The following is a 15,923-nucleotide window of genomic DNA, read 5'->3' as shown; positions in this document are numbered from 1 at the left end:
ATTACCTTTGCGCCGATGCTTCCTGCTGCTCCCAGCCCCTACTTTGCCAACGCCGCCGGCTCCCTGTCCCTCGACCCGGCCGGCTTCCTGCGGGCACACTGGAGCCGTGGCCCCCGCCGCTTGGCCGATACCCAGGCCCTGTTCGAGCACATGGCCCAGGCGCTGCGGGAGCATGGCTGGGGCCGCATCCTGATCAACCAGGTGGAAATGCCGCCGTTCACCACCCAGGAGCAGGAGTGGGTGGCCCGGCATTGGCTGCCCCGGGCCGTGCAGCAGGCCGGCTACCGCTTCGGGGCCGTGGTGGTGTCGCCGCAGGTGCTCACGCGCCTGGCCACGGCCTACATTACCACCAGCGTACAGGGCCTGCCTCTGACTTACCGCTCCTTCGACCGCGACGCGGACGCGGCGGCGTGGTTGCTGGAGCAGCCCTTGTAATCGGCGGCCAAGCCAGCGTATCAGCGTTTCAGCCGCGCAGATCTTTGGTACTTATTCGGGAATCAAGCCGCTTCATACCTTGAATTTATCTTCATTTTGAGCGGCTCAACAATAAAAAACGCCCTAACCCGGTTGCCTTGGCAACCCCAGCAGCGGTTTTTGCCGTAGGTAGTATTCACCCAGTTGAATTCATTACTTTTATGTTGGGAAAGACCAACAGTAGGACTATTTCCGCACGCAGGTACTTTTACCGTTTCGGCGGCCCACTCCCCTGAGCTTCGTATGTACAGACTCTTTGTTCTCTGGCTGGGCATTTTCCTGGCCGTGCTCGACCCCGCCGAAGTAGCCGCCAGCACTTCCGCCGCCCCCGAAACCGCCCTGGAAACGCAGGGCATTCCGCGGCCGCGCTACCGCTACTACCGCCACAAGGCCAAGGCCCGCAAAGCCAAGCGCAAGGCCCGCAAGCAGAAGAAAACCAACCGCGGCCTGTTCCGCCGCAAGCCCAAGGGCGTCATCACCGTCGATCCGCCCGTACGCAACAACTAGCGCCGCCCATGCTGCGCTGCCGCGCCGGTTGCCCCAGGGGTAGCCGGCGCGGTTTGTTATTGGCCGGCTGCTGCCCCGCGAACTGCCGGGTCGCGTATACCTTTGCCGACGGTTCGCCCGGCGGGCCATTGCGCCACTTTCATTTCCCCATTCCCACCCCATCGACTTCATGAACGCCTCCCGGATCGAGCACGATTTTCTGGGCGAACGGCCCATTCCGGCCGACGCCTACTACGGCATCCAGACGCTGCGCGCCCTCGAAAACTTCAACATCACCGGCATTCCGCTCAAGGCCGAGCCGCTGTTCGTGCAGGCCCTGGCCTACGTGAAAAAAGGCGCCGCCCTGGCCAACCGCGACCTGGGCGTGCTCGACGCCACCCTGGCCGGCTACATCGCCCAGGCCTGCGACCGGGTGGCCACCGGCGAGCTGGACAACCAGTTTCTGACCGACATGATTCAGGGCGGGGCCGGCACCTCGGTGAACATGAACGCCAACGAGGTCATTGCCAACGTGGCCCTGGAGCTGATGGGCAAGCCGAAGGGCGAGTACCAGTACTGCCACCCCAACAACCACGTCAACTGCTCGCAGAGCACCAACGACGCCTACCCCACGGCCTTCCGCATCGCGCTGAACAACAAGCTGCAGAGCTACCGCGACGCCCTGGCCGAGCTGGCCGACGCCTTCGCGGCCAAGGGCGAGGAATTCCGCAACGTGCTGAAAATGGGCCGCACCCAGCTGCAGGACGCGGTGCCCATGAGCATGGGCGACGAGTTCCGGGCCTTCGCCACCAACCTGCGCGAGGAGCTGCTGCGCATCGACGACTCGCGCCGGCTCATCAGCGAAATCAACATGGGCGCCACCGCCATCGGCACCCGCGTGAATGCCCCCGAGGGCTACGCCGAGCTGGTGACCCAGCACCTGCGCGACATCACCGGCCTCGACCTCATCCTGGCCGGCGACCTGATCGAGGCTACCTACGATACCGGCGCCTACGTGCAGCTTTCGGGCGTGCTGAAGCGCACCGCCGTGAAGCTCTCCAAAATCTGCAATGACCTGCGCCTGCTCTCTTCGGGCCCGCGCACCGGCATCAACGAAATCAACCTGCCGCCGCTGCAGCCCGGCTCCAGCATCATGCCCGGCAAGGTGAACCCGGTGATTCCGGAGGTGGTGAACCAGACGGCTTTCTACGTCATCGGGGCCGACCTGACGGTGACCATGGCCGCCGAGGCCGGGCAGCTGCAGCTGAACGTGATGGAGCCGGTTATCAGCTTCGCGCTGTTCACCAGCATCAGCTACATGACCAACGCCGCGCACACCCTGCGCGAAAAGTGCGTGGTGGGCATCACCGCCAACGCCAAGCACGCCGAGGAGCTGGTGCGCAACAGCGTGGGTATCGTCACGCAGCTGAACCCGGTGCTGGGCTACGAAATGTCGGCCGAAATTGCCAAGGAAGCCCTCAAAACCGGCAAGTCGGTGTACCAGATTGCCGTGACCGAGCGGCAGCTGCTGAGCCAGGAGAAGTGGGACGAAATCTTCACCTTCGAAAACCTGATCCGCCCGCACTTCATTCAGTAAGCGCCGCGGACGACTTTTCGGCCCCAAAAACCAGCGGCCCCGATGCTCAACGCATCGGGGCCGCAGTGTTTCAAATCCAGGGCTTGTTTACTCCACGACCTGCGCGGTGGGGTTCCAGCCGTGCATGGCGGCGGCGGGGGTGTAGAGGGCCGCCTGCTGGGCGTTCAGCTGCTTCGACCAGAGGGCGCGGTTCTTGGCCTTGGCCGCGCCGGGGCCCTTCGACTTAAACTCGGCGAAGAAGGCGTCCTGCTTGTTGGTTTCCTTGCCCCAATGGTCCCAGCCCTTGGGCTTGATCATAGCGCCCAGCTCGGAGTTCAGGAACACGATTTTGCCGTAGGGCTTCCAGGGCCGGCCGAGGAAGTACGAGTCTTCGGGCACGTCGCCCACCACTTTGCAGCGCTGAAACACCATGCCGAAGGTGACGGTATCGGGCGTGGAGGCGGCCAGCATGCAGGTGCCGCTGGGCTTGCACGAGAGCGTGCAGTCCTCGAACCAGGCCGTGCTCGAGCCCAGGATAAAGTCGGTGGTGCCTTCGATGTAGCAGTTCTTGTAGTACTGGCGCGAGCCGTAGCCGTACACGTAGAGCGTGTCGCGGTTGCCGAGGAAGCGGCAGTTGCGGAACTGCGCCTTGTCGCCGTACACCCACATGGCCGGGCCCTGGCCGGCCGTATGCGCGGCCGTGTTCTGGAAGGTGAGGTTTTCGGCCGAGAAGTTGTTGCCGAACACCCGGAACGACGAGGCCTCCGAGGTGCCCAGCGGCTCGGCGGCGCCTTCTACCACGCGGCCGTTGTAGTCGTCGTACACCAGAATGGTTTCCTCCGCGGCTTCACCCACCAAGTGCACGTTGTCCTGCTTCTTGGCCAGGTTCAGCTTCTCCTTGTACACGCCCTTCTTGATGAAGATGGTAATGGGCGTGGTGTTGTTTTTAGGCACGGCGTTGAGCGCCTCCTGCACGGTGCGGTAGTTGCCGCTGCCGTCGCGGGCCACCACCACGCGCTGGCCCATCTGTTGGGCCCAGGCCATGCTGGCAGTCAGGCAGATCAGAAAACAAAAAAGTAGTACTTTTTTCATAGCAAAAAGGACGGGTGGAAAATCAGCGCGCGAAAGTGAGGGGGTGAATAACGCCGGTGCGCAGGGCAACCGATAAACTACGGCAAACCAAGGCGAAGCGGCGCAACGGGATTGTTGTGCGGTTTTTTAATTAAACAGCGGTGAATATCGACGCCTAAGAGACAGGCCTCAAAGACGTTCAATCACCGTAATCGGGCGGCTCCCAATATATCACCGGCCAAGATACCAGAATAGGACGAAATTCAGCCTAACCGGATTGCAAAAAGCCCGGTTACCGAATTGTGAAGCCAGCCATACAACGTCGATGCCCCGGCCCGACTGCGCGTAGCAGCCAGACCGGGGCGTCGAAATCAACTTGCTGACGAACAGGACCGTTATCGGGCGGCCACGGCGTTTTCGTGCAGCGAAGCCACGCGCTGCTTACGCTGCGTGGCCAGCTCCAGCGTGTAGCGGCGGGTGCTTTTGCCGGTCTGCACCACGATGGCGTATTGCCCGTCTTCGAGGTTTTTCACGTTCAGCTTGCGGCCGAACGAAGGGGCCTTGTCGCTGCTGCTGTAGAGGCGGGCGCCGGTGTCGACGCGCTCCAGCCACAGCTGGCTGGCTTTCTGTGCGGGGTTGCTCACGCGTACCAAGTACGTGAAGTCGGCCACCTTGTCGACGCAGACAGGCTGGCCGTCGGTGTTGGTGTTGTTCTTGTCGGCCGCGGCAGCGGGCTGAGCAAATCCCAGGGTGCAGGCGGTGGCGGCGAGCAGCAGGACGCGAGTGTTGATCAGGGCAGTTTTCATAGCGGGCAAGGGTTGGAAGGGTTGGACGGAGCACCAGCAGCACTACCTGACTCTCAGGCGACTGTGTTGCTGCTTGACAGATGCAAAGCTACCGGCTACCGTTGCCTGGCGCATTCACATCATCAGGGCCGCATTACCCTACCTGTCCTGAAACCTGTCCCTTAACCCATCCCATAACGCCCAAACGCGGTTGGCCACGGTCCGGCCTCCCCCAAAGATGTGAGGCCTCGCCCGGCAGTTACCACGAACCGCTGTTGTCGTTGGTATCGTCGAAGCCGCCGCCGCCGGTGTCGCCGGACGACGGGTCGTCGTAAGAGCCCGCGTCGCCCGGCGAGAAGTAGTCGGGCGAGCTGCCGGCCGCGTCGTCGGCGAAGTAGTCGGGCGCGTCGTTGGGACCGGCGGCGTCGTTGCCGGTGCTATCGAGCAGCGGGAAGCCCCCGGAGGCAGCCCCGCTGCCGGTGGGCAGCGGCGGCGCAGCGGCCCCCTCGGCCCCGAGGCTGTCGTGGCGGTCCGCGTCGTGCCCGGTGGCCATGCGGTTGCCGATGTAGGCGCCGGCGGCAGCGGCGACACCTGTCAGCAGTACCCCGCCCAGGCCGCTGCCCGTGTTGCTCCCGAAGCCGCTGCCGCTGCGGTTGGGGTAGAAGTCGGGCGCCGGCTGGTTGGCCGGGCCGCGGCCGTAGCCGCCGGCCGGGCTTGTGGGCGCCGAGGCGCCGTAGCCACCGCCCGGACCGTAGCTGGCAGCTGGGTTGTTACCGTAGCCCGCAGCATTAGCGGCAGCCCGCCGGCGAAACAGGCGCAGCAGCAGCCATACTCCACCGCCGAGCACCAGTGCCCCCAGGGCCATGGCGCCCAGGCCGAAGCCCGGACCGGGGCTGGGCGCCGCCGCCGTTGGCTCCGAAGGGGAGAAAGGCGCTTCGGCTGGGGCCGCGGGCTCGTCCAGGGCGGACGACGCGGCGGTGACGGAACCCGCTCCGGCGCTCAGCCCGCTCCCTGGTGCGTCGGCGGCGGCGGCGGCAGTGGCGGCTGGCTGGTTTTTGCGCGGGTCCGAGTCGGGGTTGGCGGCCAGCATCAGCGTGTTCAGGCCGGTGCGCAGACCCAGGAAGTAATTGCCCTGCTTGAAGCCGGGCGTCATCTGCTCGTTGATGATGCGGTTGATCAGCTCCGGCGGCAGCTGCTGGCGCAGTCCGCTACCGGCCTGAATGGACACTTTGTGCTCTTGTCCGGCCAGCAGCACCACCACGCCGTTGTCTTTGTCGCGCTGGCCCACGCCCCAGGCGGTGCCCAGGGCCCGGGCGTAGTCGGCCACCTCGCGGCCGTCGAGGGAGGGCACGGTCACCACTACCACTTGGGTGCCGGTGTTGTCGGCGTAGCGGCGCAGGCCGCTTTCCAGCTTCTGCACGTCGGCCGGACGCAGCAGTTGGGCCTGATCGGTGACGAAGGTGAACGGGACCGGGCGCGGGGGTAGTTCAGCGGCAGCGGCGGGCTGCCCCCAAGTGGCTGCCAGGCCCAGCAGGAGCAAGAGCAAGAAGCGGTACATAGGCGAAAACGGGGAGTGAATGGATGACGGTCTGCCTTGTACGCCCCGCACGCGGCGGCGGCTGGGGTCGCTCGGCCCGCTGGCTTCACCAATCAGCAGTTGTCAACAAAAACGCCCTTGCCGGTAAGGGCAAGGGCGCTTCGGAAAAGGCAGGAGCGCCGCGGGGCCTAATCGGCCACGGCCATGGCCGTCGTCGATACCGAGCCCAGGCGCGATACCCGGTCGTATGTGGAATGAATGTCCAGCGTGTAGTTGTAGGTCTGCTTGCCCACTTTCACCAAGAAGGCATACTGACCATCGGCCAGCGCCCCTACGTTCAGGAGGTTGCCGAACACGATACCGCGGCTGTTGTGCTGGTAGAGCAACTTTTTGTTGCTCATGTTCACTACCTGCAATTCGCCCGGCTGCCGGGTGGGGTTGCTCACGCGCACTAAGTAGGTGAACGGCCCGACCTGGTCGATGCACACGGGCTGGGGGCGGCTAGCCGATTGGGCGTGGGCCGGTTGGCTAACGCCGAGGCCAAGGCAGGCGGCCAGCAAGGCAAGGCGGGGCGCCGTTTGGATGAGGGTTTTCATAGCGGTTAGGTGGTAAAAGGGTTGAAAGGGTTGAACGCGTTGCGCGCCGCGAGCGGCTTCAACGAAAACATTCGTATAGGCACCACTTCTATCCCACCGTTGCCTGCCCAGCCTTGCATTTTTTACCGAGCTTGGTACTCCTCAGAAAGTTGTGCACCCCGCCACGTAGGCCCGCAGCTCAGCCGCCGACCAGCTTTCCAGCGCGAGCAGGGCCACATACGGGTCACCGGGCAGGCCGAGCAGCTGGGCAAAGGCTGGCTCCGTTTTCAGGCCCTGCGCCTTCAGCGCCTGCACCGCCCGGCGCCAGTTCTCCCCGCCGGCCTGCAGTACCGCGTGTTCCACTTGCAGGTGCCGCACGGCCTGCTGCTGCAGCGCGGGCAGTGGCTGCGCGAAAATTTCCCAATCAAAGCCCACCGCCCGGAAGCGGCTGACCACCATGGGCCGCTCCTGCCACCGGGCCTGGCGCAGCTCGAAGCCGGGCAGCTGGCCGTAGTGGTGGCGCAGCAGCTGCCCGAAGGCCGGCTGCTGCGCCTCGCTGACGTCGCAGATCAAATCCAGGTCGCTGCTGGCCACATCGACGGCCAGCGGGATGGTGCCGGCCAGCACCGGGCCGTAGGACTGCAGCGTGGCCAGGATACCCAGCTGCCGCAGCGCCGCGTGGGCCGCGCGTTGCCGCGGAGTGCCGGCTTGCAGGTACTCGATGTCGTGCCAGTTGCGCATAAGAAAGCGGCGGCAAGGTACGGGCCCGGCAACCCACGACGGCGCCCGGCGTACGCATCAATGGACTGGTTGCCCACCCCCTGAGTTGCCTCAGCCGCGGCCGGCCCACGCGCTTTTCCACCTACTCTGTCGGGCCAGCCGCCACGCTGGCTGTTGTTATGCACCTATTCATACTCTGGGCATCGTTGGCCCGCCTGTGCGGCGCGCCCGCAGTACCCGCCCAAACCGAGCTGTTTCCCGGTGAGCAGCAACTAGCCGGCTGCGCGCTGGACATGCCGCTGACCTACCTGAAAAAGGACATGCCCGCCGCCATCAGCGCGGCCCGCGCGCACCAGAACGAAGAGCTGGTGCTGGTGAGCTACCACCCGCAGACGCACCAGCTCAGCACCCAGCGGCTGTACGTACTGGTGTTTACCAACAAGACCGGCAAGGAAATCATCTACCAGGAATCGGCCGCCGAGCACCGCCGGCCCAGCGCCACGCGCAAAACGCTCTTCGTGCGGCTGAACCCGCTGACCGACCGCTACTACACGGCTGCCTGCTTCGACGAAGCCGTGGCCGCCTCGCCTGCCCTGCAGGCCCTGCTGGTGCCCACCACGGCTACCAACGCCCTGGGGCGCTGATGGGCCGCTAGGCCAGCACACGTCGCCACGTTGCCCGTGCCTCGCCCCCGCCCTGTTAGGCATCGGGGCGGGGCATGTATTTGCGTAGGCCCGGGTGCTTACACCAGCGGGGCGCGCCGGTGCAGGAAGCGCTGCTTCAGCCACAGAAATGGAATGCCCAAGGCCAGGATAAAGCCCCAGTCGGCCCCAAACCGCTCCAGCCCCTCCAGGGCCAGATCGAAGCGGCCCACCACGGGACCGGCGCCGATGAGGGCCGCCGCCGGAATGAACGCCATGGCAATGAGCGGCCCGGCCTGGAAGCTGCGCCGGAAGGCCGCCAGCATCACCACGCCTGCCAGCGCCCCGGCCCCGGCCACGGCCAGCTCCATCAGCCTGGGGTCGGCCAGGTGTTTCACTTCCTTGTTGGTGGCCAGCAGCGTTTCGTTGGCCTCGCCCGCCGCCACCATGGCCCACATAGTAGCAGCGGCGGCCAGCACCAGCACCGCGTAGCCGGCCAGCGCCGAGCCGAAGCCCCGGCGCACCAGCGGCCAGCGGCGCAGCACCAGCCCCAGCGCCACGGTGGTCATCGGGTCGAAGCCCGGCGCGATGATGGCCGAGGCCACAAAGGCCACCGCCTGCGGCACCGGCTCCGACACCAGGCCCACCGCCGCAATGACGCCGCCCAGCGCCATCAGCAGCAAGTAATTGCTGGTGACACGGCCCTGATGGCGCAGCCCGCTTTCCATTTCCTCCCAGATGGCCTCGTCCTGGTCGGCGCGCACGTGGTGGTGGTCGGCGGGGCTGATGAAGCTGGTAGCCTCGGCCGTAACGATGCTCAGGTCTCGTTTATCAGGAACGGCGGCACGCACGCGGCGCAGCACCTCGTCGGCGCCGCGGTTGAGCACGTGCACGGTGAGCACGTCGCCCACGGGCTTGAGCGAACCGCCGCGCTGCAAGGTCAGGCCGATGACGTCGTCGAGGGCGACGAGTTCCGTTTGGAGTACCTCGGTAACGGCGGGCGGTACGGTGATTTCCAGAGTACGGTGCATAGGGGCAGCAGCAAAAGTGCCGCCGGCGGAGCACGTACGGCTCGCCGGCGGCACAGAACGATGCTTCCTACGCAAGTCCGGCCCCGCGAAGTTGCGCGCCGGACCTTAGCGGGCAGGCGTGGCCAGGCTGATAAGGCGGGCACTGCGCGTCTGGGTGGTGTGCAGGTCGAGGGCGAAGCGGTGGGTGGCGGAGCCCAGCTGCACCACCACGGCGTAGCGGCCGTCGGTGAGCTGGCCTACGTTCAGCTTCTGGCCAAAGGCGGGGGCGGTGCTGGCCTGCTCGTAGAGCACGGCGCCGTCGGTGGCGCGCACCAGTTGCAGGCGGCCGGGCAGCTGGGCGGGGTTGCTCACGCGCACCAGGTACACGCACTCGGCCACCTGGTCGAGGCACACGGGCTGGGCGGTGGGCTCCTGGGCGGTGGCGGCGCGGCCGGTCCCGATCAGCAGCAGGGTCATCAGGGCGGCGGTTTGCAGCAGCAGTTTCATAGCAGTGTGGGGTTGGTTGACGGTGGGGAAAAGCGGCACCGGCCCGCAGGCGTTGGCCGCGACAAAGGTGCGGCAGCAGTGTTGCGCCCGCGGTACCGCAGGGTTATGCTTGCGTCAAGCCCGCCCGGGCTGCCTCTCGCTGAAATCGGTAACTTGGCGTAATCTTTGCCCGGGCCTGAGGCCGCTATTGTCCACTTTTCCCTTTCCCCGTATGCGACCATCCTTTCTCCTGACCCTCCTGCTGACGGGAGGCGCCCTCGCCCTCAGCGCGGCTCCTGCGCGGGCCCAGGTGACCATCAACATTGGTCGACCGGCCCCGCCCCCCCCGGTAATCGTGGTGCATGAGACGCACCCCGTCAAGTATAAGTACAAAAAACACCGCCATTACTACCAGCCGCGCCCCGTGATGCTGGTGCCGGCCCAACCGGTGTATTACGTGCCCGGCGGCCACCCCGGGCGCGGGCACGGCCGGGGCCACGGCCACGGTCGCCACTAAGCTGCTGCCCCTCTCTACACGTCGCCGCCCGCCGCTGCCTTGCGCCGCAGCGGGCTGTGCGTTTTTTAGCCTCGCAGCACCAGTTCAGCGGCCGGGCCGCAGGGCGGCGCGCAGGCGGCTGCGCAAGTACTGCTGCAGCCACATGGGGTACAGGTTGTAGCCGACGTTGAGCACCAGAATCAGCAGGGCCCAGCCCCACTGCCCGCAGGCGGCGGCGTAGGCGCCGACGAGCACAAAGAACACCAGCAGTGCCAGGTGAAACCGTTCCAGGTGGTAGGAGGCGCGCAGGTGCCGCTCGGCCGCCGCCCGCCCCGGTACCTGCCGAAACCCGGGAAACCGCCGCCGCAGCTGCCGGTTCACCAGCTCCCCGTTCTGCGTCACGCGGTTGAGCCAATGCACGCCCAGTCGGCGGTAGCGGGCCGGCGAGGCGCTCAGCCGCAGCCGCTCCAGCGCCCGGGCCGGCAGCAGGTACGCCAGCAAACTCACTGCTACCATCCCCCACAGCCAGGGCCGCCCCACGTGGGCGTAGGCAAACCACGCCACCGGCCCCAGGCCCAGCACCGACCACAGTACGTTGGGCACGGCGTTGTACCAGCCCGCCCGTCGCCTTGCCTGCTGCCGCTCGGTGCTCATAAAAAGGGGAAGCAGTGCCTCGAAAGGGTTGAGAACATCATTGAATTTGGTGCGGAGGTGCCACCAGCAGCCAGCTGGCGTGCTGCGCTAAACGCACCGGCCCGGCTGCAGCCAGCTGCAAACAGGCCGGGGAAGCTATGGTCGGGGCCGGCCGGGCCCCGGCTACGAAGCCGCGGCTCCGCGCCGGTGGCGCGGGCCGGCTGGTGCTGCCACTGCTGATTGCGCAGAGGCCAGCGCGTTGTCAGCTGCCACCGACCGCAAGGAGTAGCCCCGCCCGATAACGCCAGTGGCCGGCGGCCCCGGCCAGGGCTGCCGGCCACTGGCCGGGGGAAATTACGGGGTGGGCGGCGCCGGGCCGTGCTCGGCGCCAATGCTTGTTTGCCAAGCGCCTCCTGCCGGCTCGCCTGGCCGCGGCGTCGGCCGCCGGGCCAGATGGAGGGCCGCGGGCCGCTGCCTAATCTTGCCGCGGCCTTACGCGGGCCTTAGCTGCTGCTGCCCGTTAGGTTGCTCAGGCGGCCGAGGTCGTCGAAAGTGGCGGTGAGGGTGCCGGCGGCGCTGCTGGCCGTGACGGAGTCGGCCGCTTCGGTCACGGTGTAGCCCTTCAGGGTGGCGTAGCTGATGAAAGCGGGGCGGTGCCGCAGCTCGTACAGGGAAATGGCCTGCGGAAAAGCGTGCAGCAGGCGGGGCAAGTCGTTGGTGCGCAGCCGGTCTATCTGCTCGCTCTGCACCGTGACGAGCATCACGCCCTGCCCGTAGTCGGCCAGGTAGTAGCCGCTGGCGTCGAACATTCCCGCGGCAATGGAGCCGATCAGGTGCAGGTCATCTTCCTCCGCGTCGACGGCGTCGTGCTTGAGCAGGTCGATTTCCTGCTGCTCCCCGTAGGTTTTGAGCTGCCGGGCCTGCGCCAGCAGCCGCTCCGGAATGCCCGACTGGGTGTTGGCCCAGGCCCACAGCCAGCTCTGCGACGCGTGCGAGAACGTGCCCAGAATCTGCACCGGAAACACCAGCGCCGGCCCGAAGGAAATGGCGCCCGCCGCCATATCGAAGCTCCAGCTGTTCTCGCCGATAACCTCGAACAGGTCGTTTTGCTTGTCGTAGGCCAGGACGCCGTAGCGCTCCAAGAGTTCCTGCACGGATTTGCACGGCGTGGCTTCGGGTTCGGCTGGGGTCATGGGGAAGGCAGTTGAGCGTTGGGGTTAGATAAAAGTTCGGGGGCTTGGTAGGGCTTACTAAGAGGACAGGGGCAGGGTTGCCCGGGGCATTGCCAATGCAACCACCGCCGCCCGGATAGCCAGAACCCGAGCGGCGGTGGTTGCATTGGTAGTGGGGTGGCCGGGTTCCTAGCCCCAAATGAATCCTTCCGGAACCCGCAGCTCCGCGGCCCTTGCTATTCCACTACCAGGCGCTGGGTGGCCGCGTAGCCGCCTGGGCCTTCCACCCGCAGCAGGTATAGGCCCGCGGGCAGCGGCCCCAGCTCCACCGGCACGTCGGTCTGCCGGGCCGCTACGGGCAGCGTCAGCCGCACGCGGCCCTTTGCATCGTGCAGGCGGAGCTGCAGGGCGGCGGGGGGCGCATCCGGGGCCAGGCGCACCGTGAGGCGGGTGTGGGCGGGATTGGGATAGAGGGCCGGCGGGGTGAAGGTGCGCGGGGGCTGCGCGGCCGTTACCACACCGAGCTTGACAATCCAGTAGTCGACGCCGCCGTTGCTGGGCTGGGACTTGTCGCCGTTCTGCCCCGACACGGCCCCACCCCCGACGATAAAGCCCCCGTCGCGGGTTTGCTGCGCGGCGTAGAGCACGTCCTGCTCCGTGCCGCCCAGCGTCTGGTCCCACTGCTTCTGGCCCTGGGCCGAGAGCTTCACCAGCCAGTAATCCGAGCCGCCCCGCTGCCCCTCGGTTTTGTCGCCGCCGGCCCCCGAGATGGAGTAGCCGGCCATCAGGCACCCCCCGTCGGGGGTCAGCCGAGCGGCCATGCCGTAGTCGATATAGGGGCCGCCCAGCGTCCGGTCCCAGAGCTTCACACCCTGCGCATCGGTGCGCACCACCCAGTAGTCCCGGGCGCCCCGGCTGGTCTCGGTTTTGTCGCCGCCGATGCCCGACTGCGTATCCCCGCCCAGCAGGAAGCCCCCGTCGCTGGCCTGCTCCACGGTCACGGCGTGGTCGAAGCTGCTGCCCCCGTAGGTCCGGTCCCAGAGTTTCACGCCCTGGCCGCTCAGCTTCACCAGCCACATGTCGTTGCTGCCCCGGCTGGGCTCCGACTTGGTGCCCGACACGCCCGAGGCGGAGAATCCGCAGGTAATGTAGCCCCCGTCGGTGGTCTGTCGCACCGTCAACAGCTCGTCGGGCTGGTTGCCGCCCAGTGTCCGGTCCCATTGCTTCGTGCCCTGGGCATCCAGCTTCACCACCCAGCCATCAGTGTAACCGCCGGAATAGGTCGGCTCGGATTTATCGCCCGACGCCCCCGACTCAATAGGCCCCGCCAGCACGTAGCCCCCGTCGAAGGTCTGCTGCACCGACCAAGCCAGGTCGTATCCCAGGCCGCCCAGCGTCCGGTCCCACTGCTTCGCCCCGAGCGAGTCCAGCTTGACCACCCAGAAATCGTAGTCCCCGCGGGAGGACTGGGATTTGTCGCCGCTGACCGGCGAGTTAGAGCCTCCGGCCAGCACGTAGCCCCCGTCGCTGGTTTGCTGTAGGGCGCGGAGCTGGTCGGTACCGCTGCCGCCGAGCGTCCGCTCCCACTGCTTCAGGCCCTGGGCGTCCACCTTCACCACCCAATAGTCGAGGGCGCCGGCGGTGGCCTGGGATTTGTCGCCGCTGGCCGGGGAGGCGGAAGAGCCGGCCAGGATATAGCCCCCGTCGCGGGTTTGCTGCAGGGCGTAGAGCACGTCGCTGTTGCTCCCGCCGAAGCCTTTGTCCCATTGCTTGGCCGGCCCTTGGGCCAGTGCCCCGGCCGCGCTGCCGAGCAAGGCCGCGCCCAGAAACAGGGCGCGCCGGAAAACTTGAGTAGAGGTCAGATGCATAAGCTGGTAGTAGTGTGAAATCAGCCCCAATAATAGGGCAAGTTGCCCCATTGCACCTTTCGGCACCACGGCTCCGCCCCCCATCAACGCAGCGGCCCGGCTGCAAGGCTTGCAACCGGGCCGGGAACCAGCGGGCCGTAGCGGCTAAAGTGGCCCTGTTGCCTGTCCGCATAGTCGTTCAAACTGAACAAGGGCGCTCAGCATGATGCTCTAAACTTCCCAAATCAGCTCTTAGCCCCCAAACGACTCCTTCAAAAACCCGAACCCGCGCAGCTCGGCTTCCCAGGTGTCGGGGTAGTTGGCCTTCACGTGGTGAATGATGCTGCGCAGGCCCTTGCGCACTTGGGCCGCGCCCTGGTCCTTCTGGTCCACCAGGCCGCTGCGCTGCCCGGTAGTTTCGTTGCTGTCGGCTACCAGCGGCTGATACTCGTCGTAGAGCGGCTGCCAGTAGGCCGTGCCGTACTTCTTCTTGTCGAACTTGTGCTTGCGCAAGGCCGCCAGCAGCTTGCCGAGGGCTTTTACTCGCTCGGGCCGGCCGAGCGGCAGCTTGTAATTCTTGCCCTGCTTCTCAATACCGAACTCGCCGTAGTAGCCCTCGTGGTCGTCGTACTCTTCTTCCAGGTAGCCCTTCACGTAGCGCAGACTGGTATCAAGGGTTTTGTCCAGCACCTTGAGGCGCTTCGACTGCGGGGTGCGGGCGTCGCCCGTGTCGTCGGCTTCCTTGTGGCTGAGCACGAAAGCCGCTACCTGCGCCGCGAAGTTGTCTTTGCTGAGCCACATCAGCGGCGGCAGCGGGGAAGCCCGCCACTTCTCCGCTACGGTGGTAGCCAGGATGCCCAGCGGCACGTCTTTGGTGGGAAGTTGCGCCGTGCGCCGCACGGTCTTGGTGGTCGACGCCGTAGCGTCCGAACCGTTAATTAGAGTGGACATAAATGGGTTTGGATTGTGGTACTTCGGAGGGAATATAGAAGCCCGTCTAGGCAACTTGTGTATCAGTAACTGATATTTTTTGCCTTTCCCATAATGAAACACCCCATACAGCAATAAACTTCGCAAACAACAGCCACCCCCAGCCGCCATACTGCCGCTACAGTGGTTTCCGGGCCACTAGGACGTCAAAGTTGTTCGGAAACCATCGTTTTCGGGCCCCTATGACTTCCCATGCAGGGAAAAACCATTGGTTTCGAGCACCTGTGACGTCGCACCTGGGCAAAATCAATGGTTTCCGAACAACTGTGACGTCACATGAGGGCAAAAACCATGGTTTCCGGGCACGTGTGACGTCACATCGGCCCGTAAACCAATGCACCCACCTCAACAAGAACCCTGAGGACCTGTAATCAATGGTTTGCGGGCTACCCGACTTCCGATCGGCTCTTCGCCAGAACGAACCCCGCCGCCCAGGTAGCCAGTATCCGGGCGGCGGGGGAGCGTGTTGAGGGATGCTGAACGGGCGGCATGAGTCAGATTGCTAAAAATATGTTTCAATCAGTCGACAAAATGTACAAACATATCTTTCGAATAAACCTTTTTTCCCTTATACTTATTGCTACAAAATAATAAAACACAGTTCAACAAATGGGCAAGTTCGTTTTCCGTCGCAATCTTGATATAGGAAGTCTTGAAGCAGAGACAGATGCTAGATTAATTGAAGCATTTACTGACAAGGGAGACTTTGAGGTCTTACAAGATACTCAGAATGCCAAATGCATCCTTATAGGCCGCACAGGCTCGGGAAAATCTGCACTTTTAAGATACTTAGAAGATCAAGAAGAACATGTGAATAGGATCAATCCAGAAGCAATGTCTTTGAGATACTTAAGCAATTCTGACATTATAAGATATTTAAAAAGCCTAGGAACAAATCTGGATTTATTTTACAAAGTATTATGGAAGCATGTGTTCATTATAGAATTTTTGAAAATGCATTTCGGCGAAGAAGCTTGCAAAGAAGGAGGAGTCCTAGAATCATTGGTTGAAAAATTCTTTCTAAGCAGAAAGAAAAAAGAAGCACTAGCATATTTGCGCGAATACAGAAATGACTTCTGGGAAAAGACCGAAATACGTGTCCGAACAGTTGAAGATCAAATCAAGCAGAAATTAACTACAGAACTGGGACTTGCCCCCGCTGTTTTTAAAGATCTTATTTCTGGAAAGATAGGCAGTGACGATGAAAAAGTCAGAATCGAAAAAAACGAAATTGCCAATAAAGCCCAGAAAGTTATTAGTGAATTACAAGCCGACGCAATATACAGCGTTGTAGATATATTAAAGGAGGATATATTTAAATCAAGACACAGAAGATATTATATTATCAGCGGTGGTCTAATACATGGTGCATCGTCGATTATGCTCGTCAATGACGAGTTGAATGCGGACGTGGTGCATGGCCA

General features: G+C 64.2%; 17 protein-coding genes. 6 read left to right on the top strand and 11 right to left on the bottom strand.

The window, feature by feature from the left end; translation table 11 throughout:
• Positions 1–15 precede the first annotated feature (15 nt).
• The 3 genes from FDY95_RS24945 to aspA all read left to right on the top strand — a co-directional run bounded on the left by FDY95_RS24945 (position 16) and on the right by aspA (position 2,557).
• Positions 16–435 (top strand): hypothetical protein, encoded by a 420-nt coding sequence (locus FDY95_RS24945; protein ID WP_138082290.1) that lies wholly within the window; start codon positions 16–18, stop codon positions 433–435.
• 282 nt (positions 436–717) lie between these two features.
• Positions 718–981: a hypothetical protein gene (locus FDY95_RS24940; protein WP_138082288.1), complete on the top strand. Its 264-nt coding sequence runs from the start codon at positions 718–720 to the stop codon at positions 979–981.
• 169 nt (positions 982–1,150) lie between these two features.
• Positions 1,151–2,557 carry an aspartate ammonia-lyase gene (gene aspA / locus FDY95_RS24935; RefSeq protein ID WP_138082286.1) on the top strand — a complete coding sequence of 469 codons (1,407 nt, stop codon included), beginning with the start codon at positions 1,151–1,153 and terminating at the stop codon, positions 2,555–2,557.
• Between the two features lie 87 nt (positions 2,558–2,644).
• Here aspA and FDY95_RS24930 read toward each other — a convergent pair whose 3' ends face one another.
• The 5 genes from FDY95_RS24930 to FDY95_RS24910 form a co-directional block, all read right to left on the bottom strand.
• A complete protein-coding gene (locus FDY95_RS24930; protein WP_138082284.1) occupies positions 2,645–3,628 on the bottom strand; it encodes a pectinesterase family protein in 984 nt (327 codons plus the stop codon).
• 374 nt (positions 3,629–4,002) lie between these two features.
• Complete coding sequence (locus FDY95_RS24925; protein ID WP_138082282.1) at positions 4,003–4,413, bottom strand: hypothetical protein; 411 nt, start codon at positions 4,411–4,413, stop codon at positions 4,003–4,005.
• Between the two features lie 238 nt (positions 4,414–4,651).
• Complete coding sequence (locus FDY95_RS24920) at positions 4,652–5,950, bottom strand: TPM domain-containing protein (RefSeq protein ID WP_138082279.1); 1,299 nt, start codon at positions 5,948–5,950, stop codon at positions 4,652–4,654.
• A 167-nt stretch (positions 5,951–6,117) separates the two neighbouring features.
• Positions 6,118–6,525, bottom strand: coding sequence for a hypothetical protein (locus tag FDY95_RS24915; RefSeq protein WP_138082276.1), 408 nt, complete (start codon positions 6,523–6,525; stop codon positions 6,118–6,120).
• A gap of 141 nt (positions 6,526–6,666) precedes the next feature.
• The gene (locus tag FDY95_RS24910; RefSeq protein WP_138082274.1) at positions 6,667–7,245 is read right to left on the bottom strand and encodes a DUF4269 domain-containing protein; all 579 of its coding nucleotides are present in this window, start codon (positions 7,243–7,245) and stop codon (positions 6,667–6,669) included.
• A gap of 158 nt (positions 7,246–7,403) precedes the next feature.
• On the opposite strand from FDY95_RS24910, the gene FDY95_RS24905 reads away from it, so the two are divergent.
• Positions 7,404–7,868, top strand: coding sequence for a hypothetical protein (locus tag FDY95_RS24905; protein ID WP_138082271.1), 465 nt, complete (start codon positions 7,404–7,406; stop codon positions 7,866–7,868).
• Positions 7,869–7,966: 98 nt separating this feature from the next.
• Here the strand turns inward: FDY95_RS24905 and FDY95_RS24900 are convergent, their stop codons facing one another.
• A complete protein-coding gene (locus FDY95_RS24900; protein ID WP_138082269.1) occupies positions 7,967–8,896 on the bottom strand; it encodes a DUF389 domain-containing protein in 930 nt (309 codons plus the stop codon).
• 105 nt (positions 8,897–9,001) lie between these two features.
• Positions 9,002–9,382, bottom strand: a complete 381-nt coding sequence (locus FDY95_RS24895; protein ID WP_138082267.1) for a hypothetical protein — start codon at positions 9,380–9,382, stop codon at positions 9,002–9,004.
• Positions 9,383–9,593: 211 nt separating this feature from the next.
• Between FDY95_RS24895 and FDY95_RS24890 the strand changes: the two genes are divergently transcribed.
• Positions 9,594–9,878 carry a hypothetical protein gene (locus FDY95_RS24890; protein ID WP_138082265.1) on the top strand — a complete coding sequence of 95 codons (285 nt, stop codon included), beginning with the start codon at positions 9,594–9,596 and terminating at the stop codon, positions 9,876–9,878.
• A gap of 84 nt (positions 9,879–9,962) precedes the next feature.
• Here FDY95_RS24890 and FDY95_RS24885 read toward each other — a convergent pair whose 3' ends face one another.
• The 4 genes from FDY95_RS24885 to FDY95_RS24870 all read right to left on the bottom strand — a co-directional run bounded on the left by FDY95_RS24885 (position 9,963) and on the right by FDY95_RS24870 (position 14,460).
• Positions 9,963–10,511 carry a glycosyl-4,4'-diaponeurosporenoate acyltransferase CrtO family protein gene (locus FDY95_RS24885; protein WP_138082263.1) on the bottom strand — a complete coding sequence of 183 codons (549 nt, stop codon included), beginning with the start codon at positions 10,509–10,511 and terminating at the stop codon, positions 9,963–9,965.
• A gap of 482 nt (positions 10,512–10,993) precedes the next feature.
• Entirely contained in the window at positions 10,994–11,683 is a 690-nt protein-coding gene (locus FDY95_RS24880) for a DUF6882 domain-containing protein (protein WP_138082261.1), read from the bottom strand.
• A gap of 215 nt (positions 11,684–11,898) precedes the next feature.
• Positions 11,899–13,530, bottom strand: a complete 1,632-nt coding sequence (locus FDY95_RS24875; protein ID WP_171025848.1) for a T9SS type A sorting domain-containing protein — start codon at positions 13,528–13,530, stop codon at positions 11,899–11,901.
• A gap of 231 nt (positions 13,531–13,761) precedes the next feature.
• A complete protein-coding gene (locus FDY95_RS24870; protein WP_138082257.1) occupies positions 13,762–14,460 on the bottom strand; it encodes a hypothetical protein in 699 nt (232 codons plus the stop codon).
• A gap of 648 nt (positions 14,461–15,108) precedes the next feature.
• Between FDY95_RS24870 and FDY95_RS24865 the strand changes: the two genes are divergently transcribed.
• Positions 15,109–15,923, top strand: an 815-nt coding sequence (locus FDY95_RS24865; protein WP_212744955.1) for a hypothetical protein, incomplete at its 3' end; no start/stop codon positions are given.

Source organism: Hymenobacter jeollabukensis (assembly GCF_005771675.1).
Taxonomy (GTDB): domain Bacteria; phylum Bacteroidota; class Bacteroidia; order Cytophagales; family Hymenobacteraceae; genus Solirubrum; species Solirubrum jeollabukense.
This window is presented reverse-complemented; position numbering and strand designations above follow the sequence as displayed.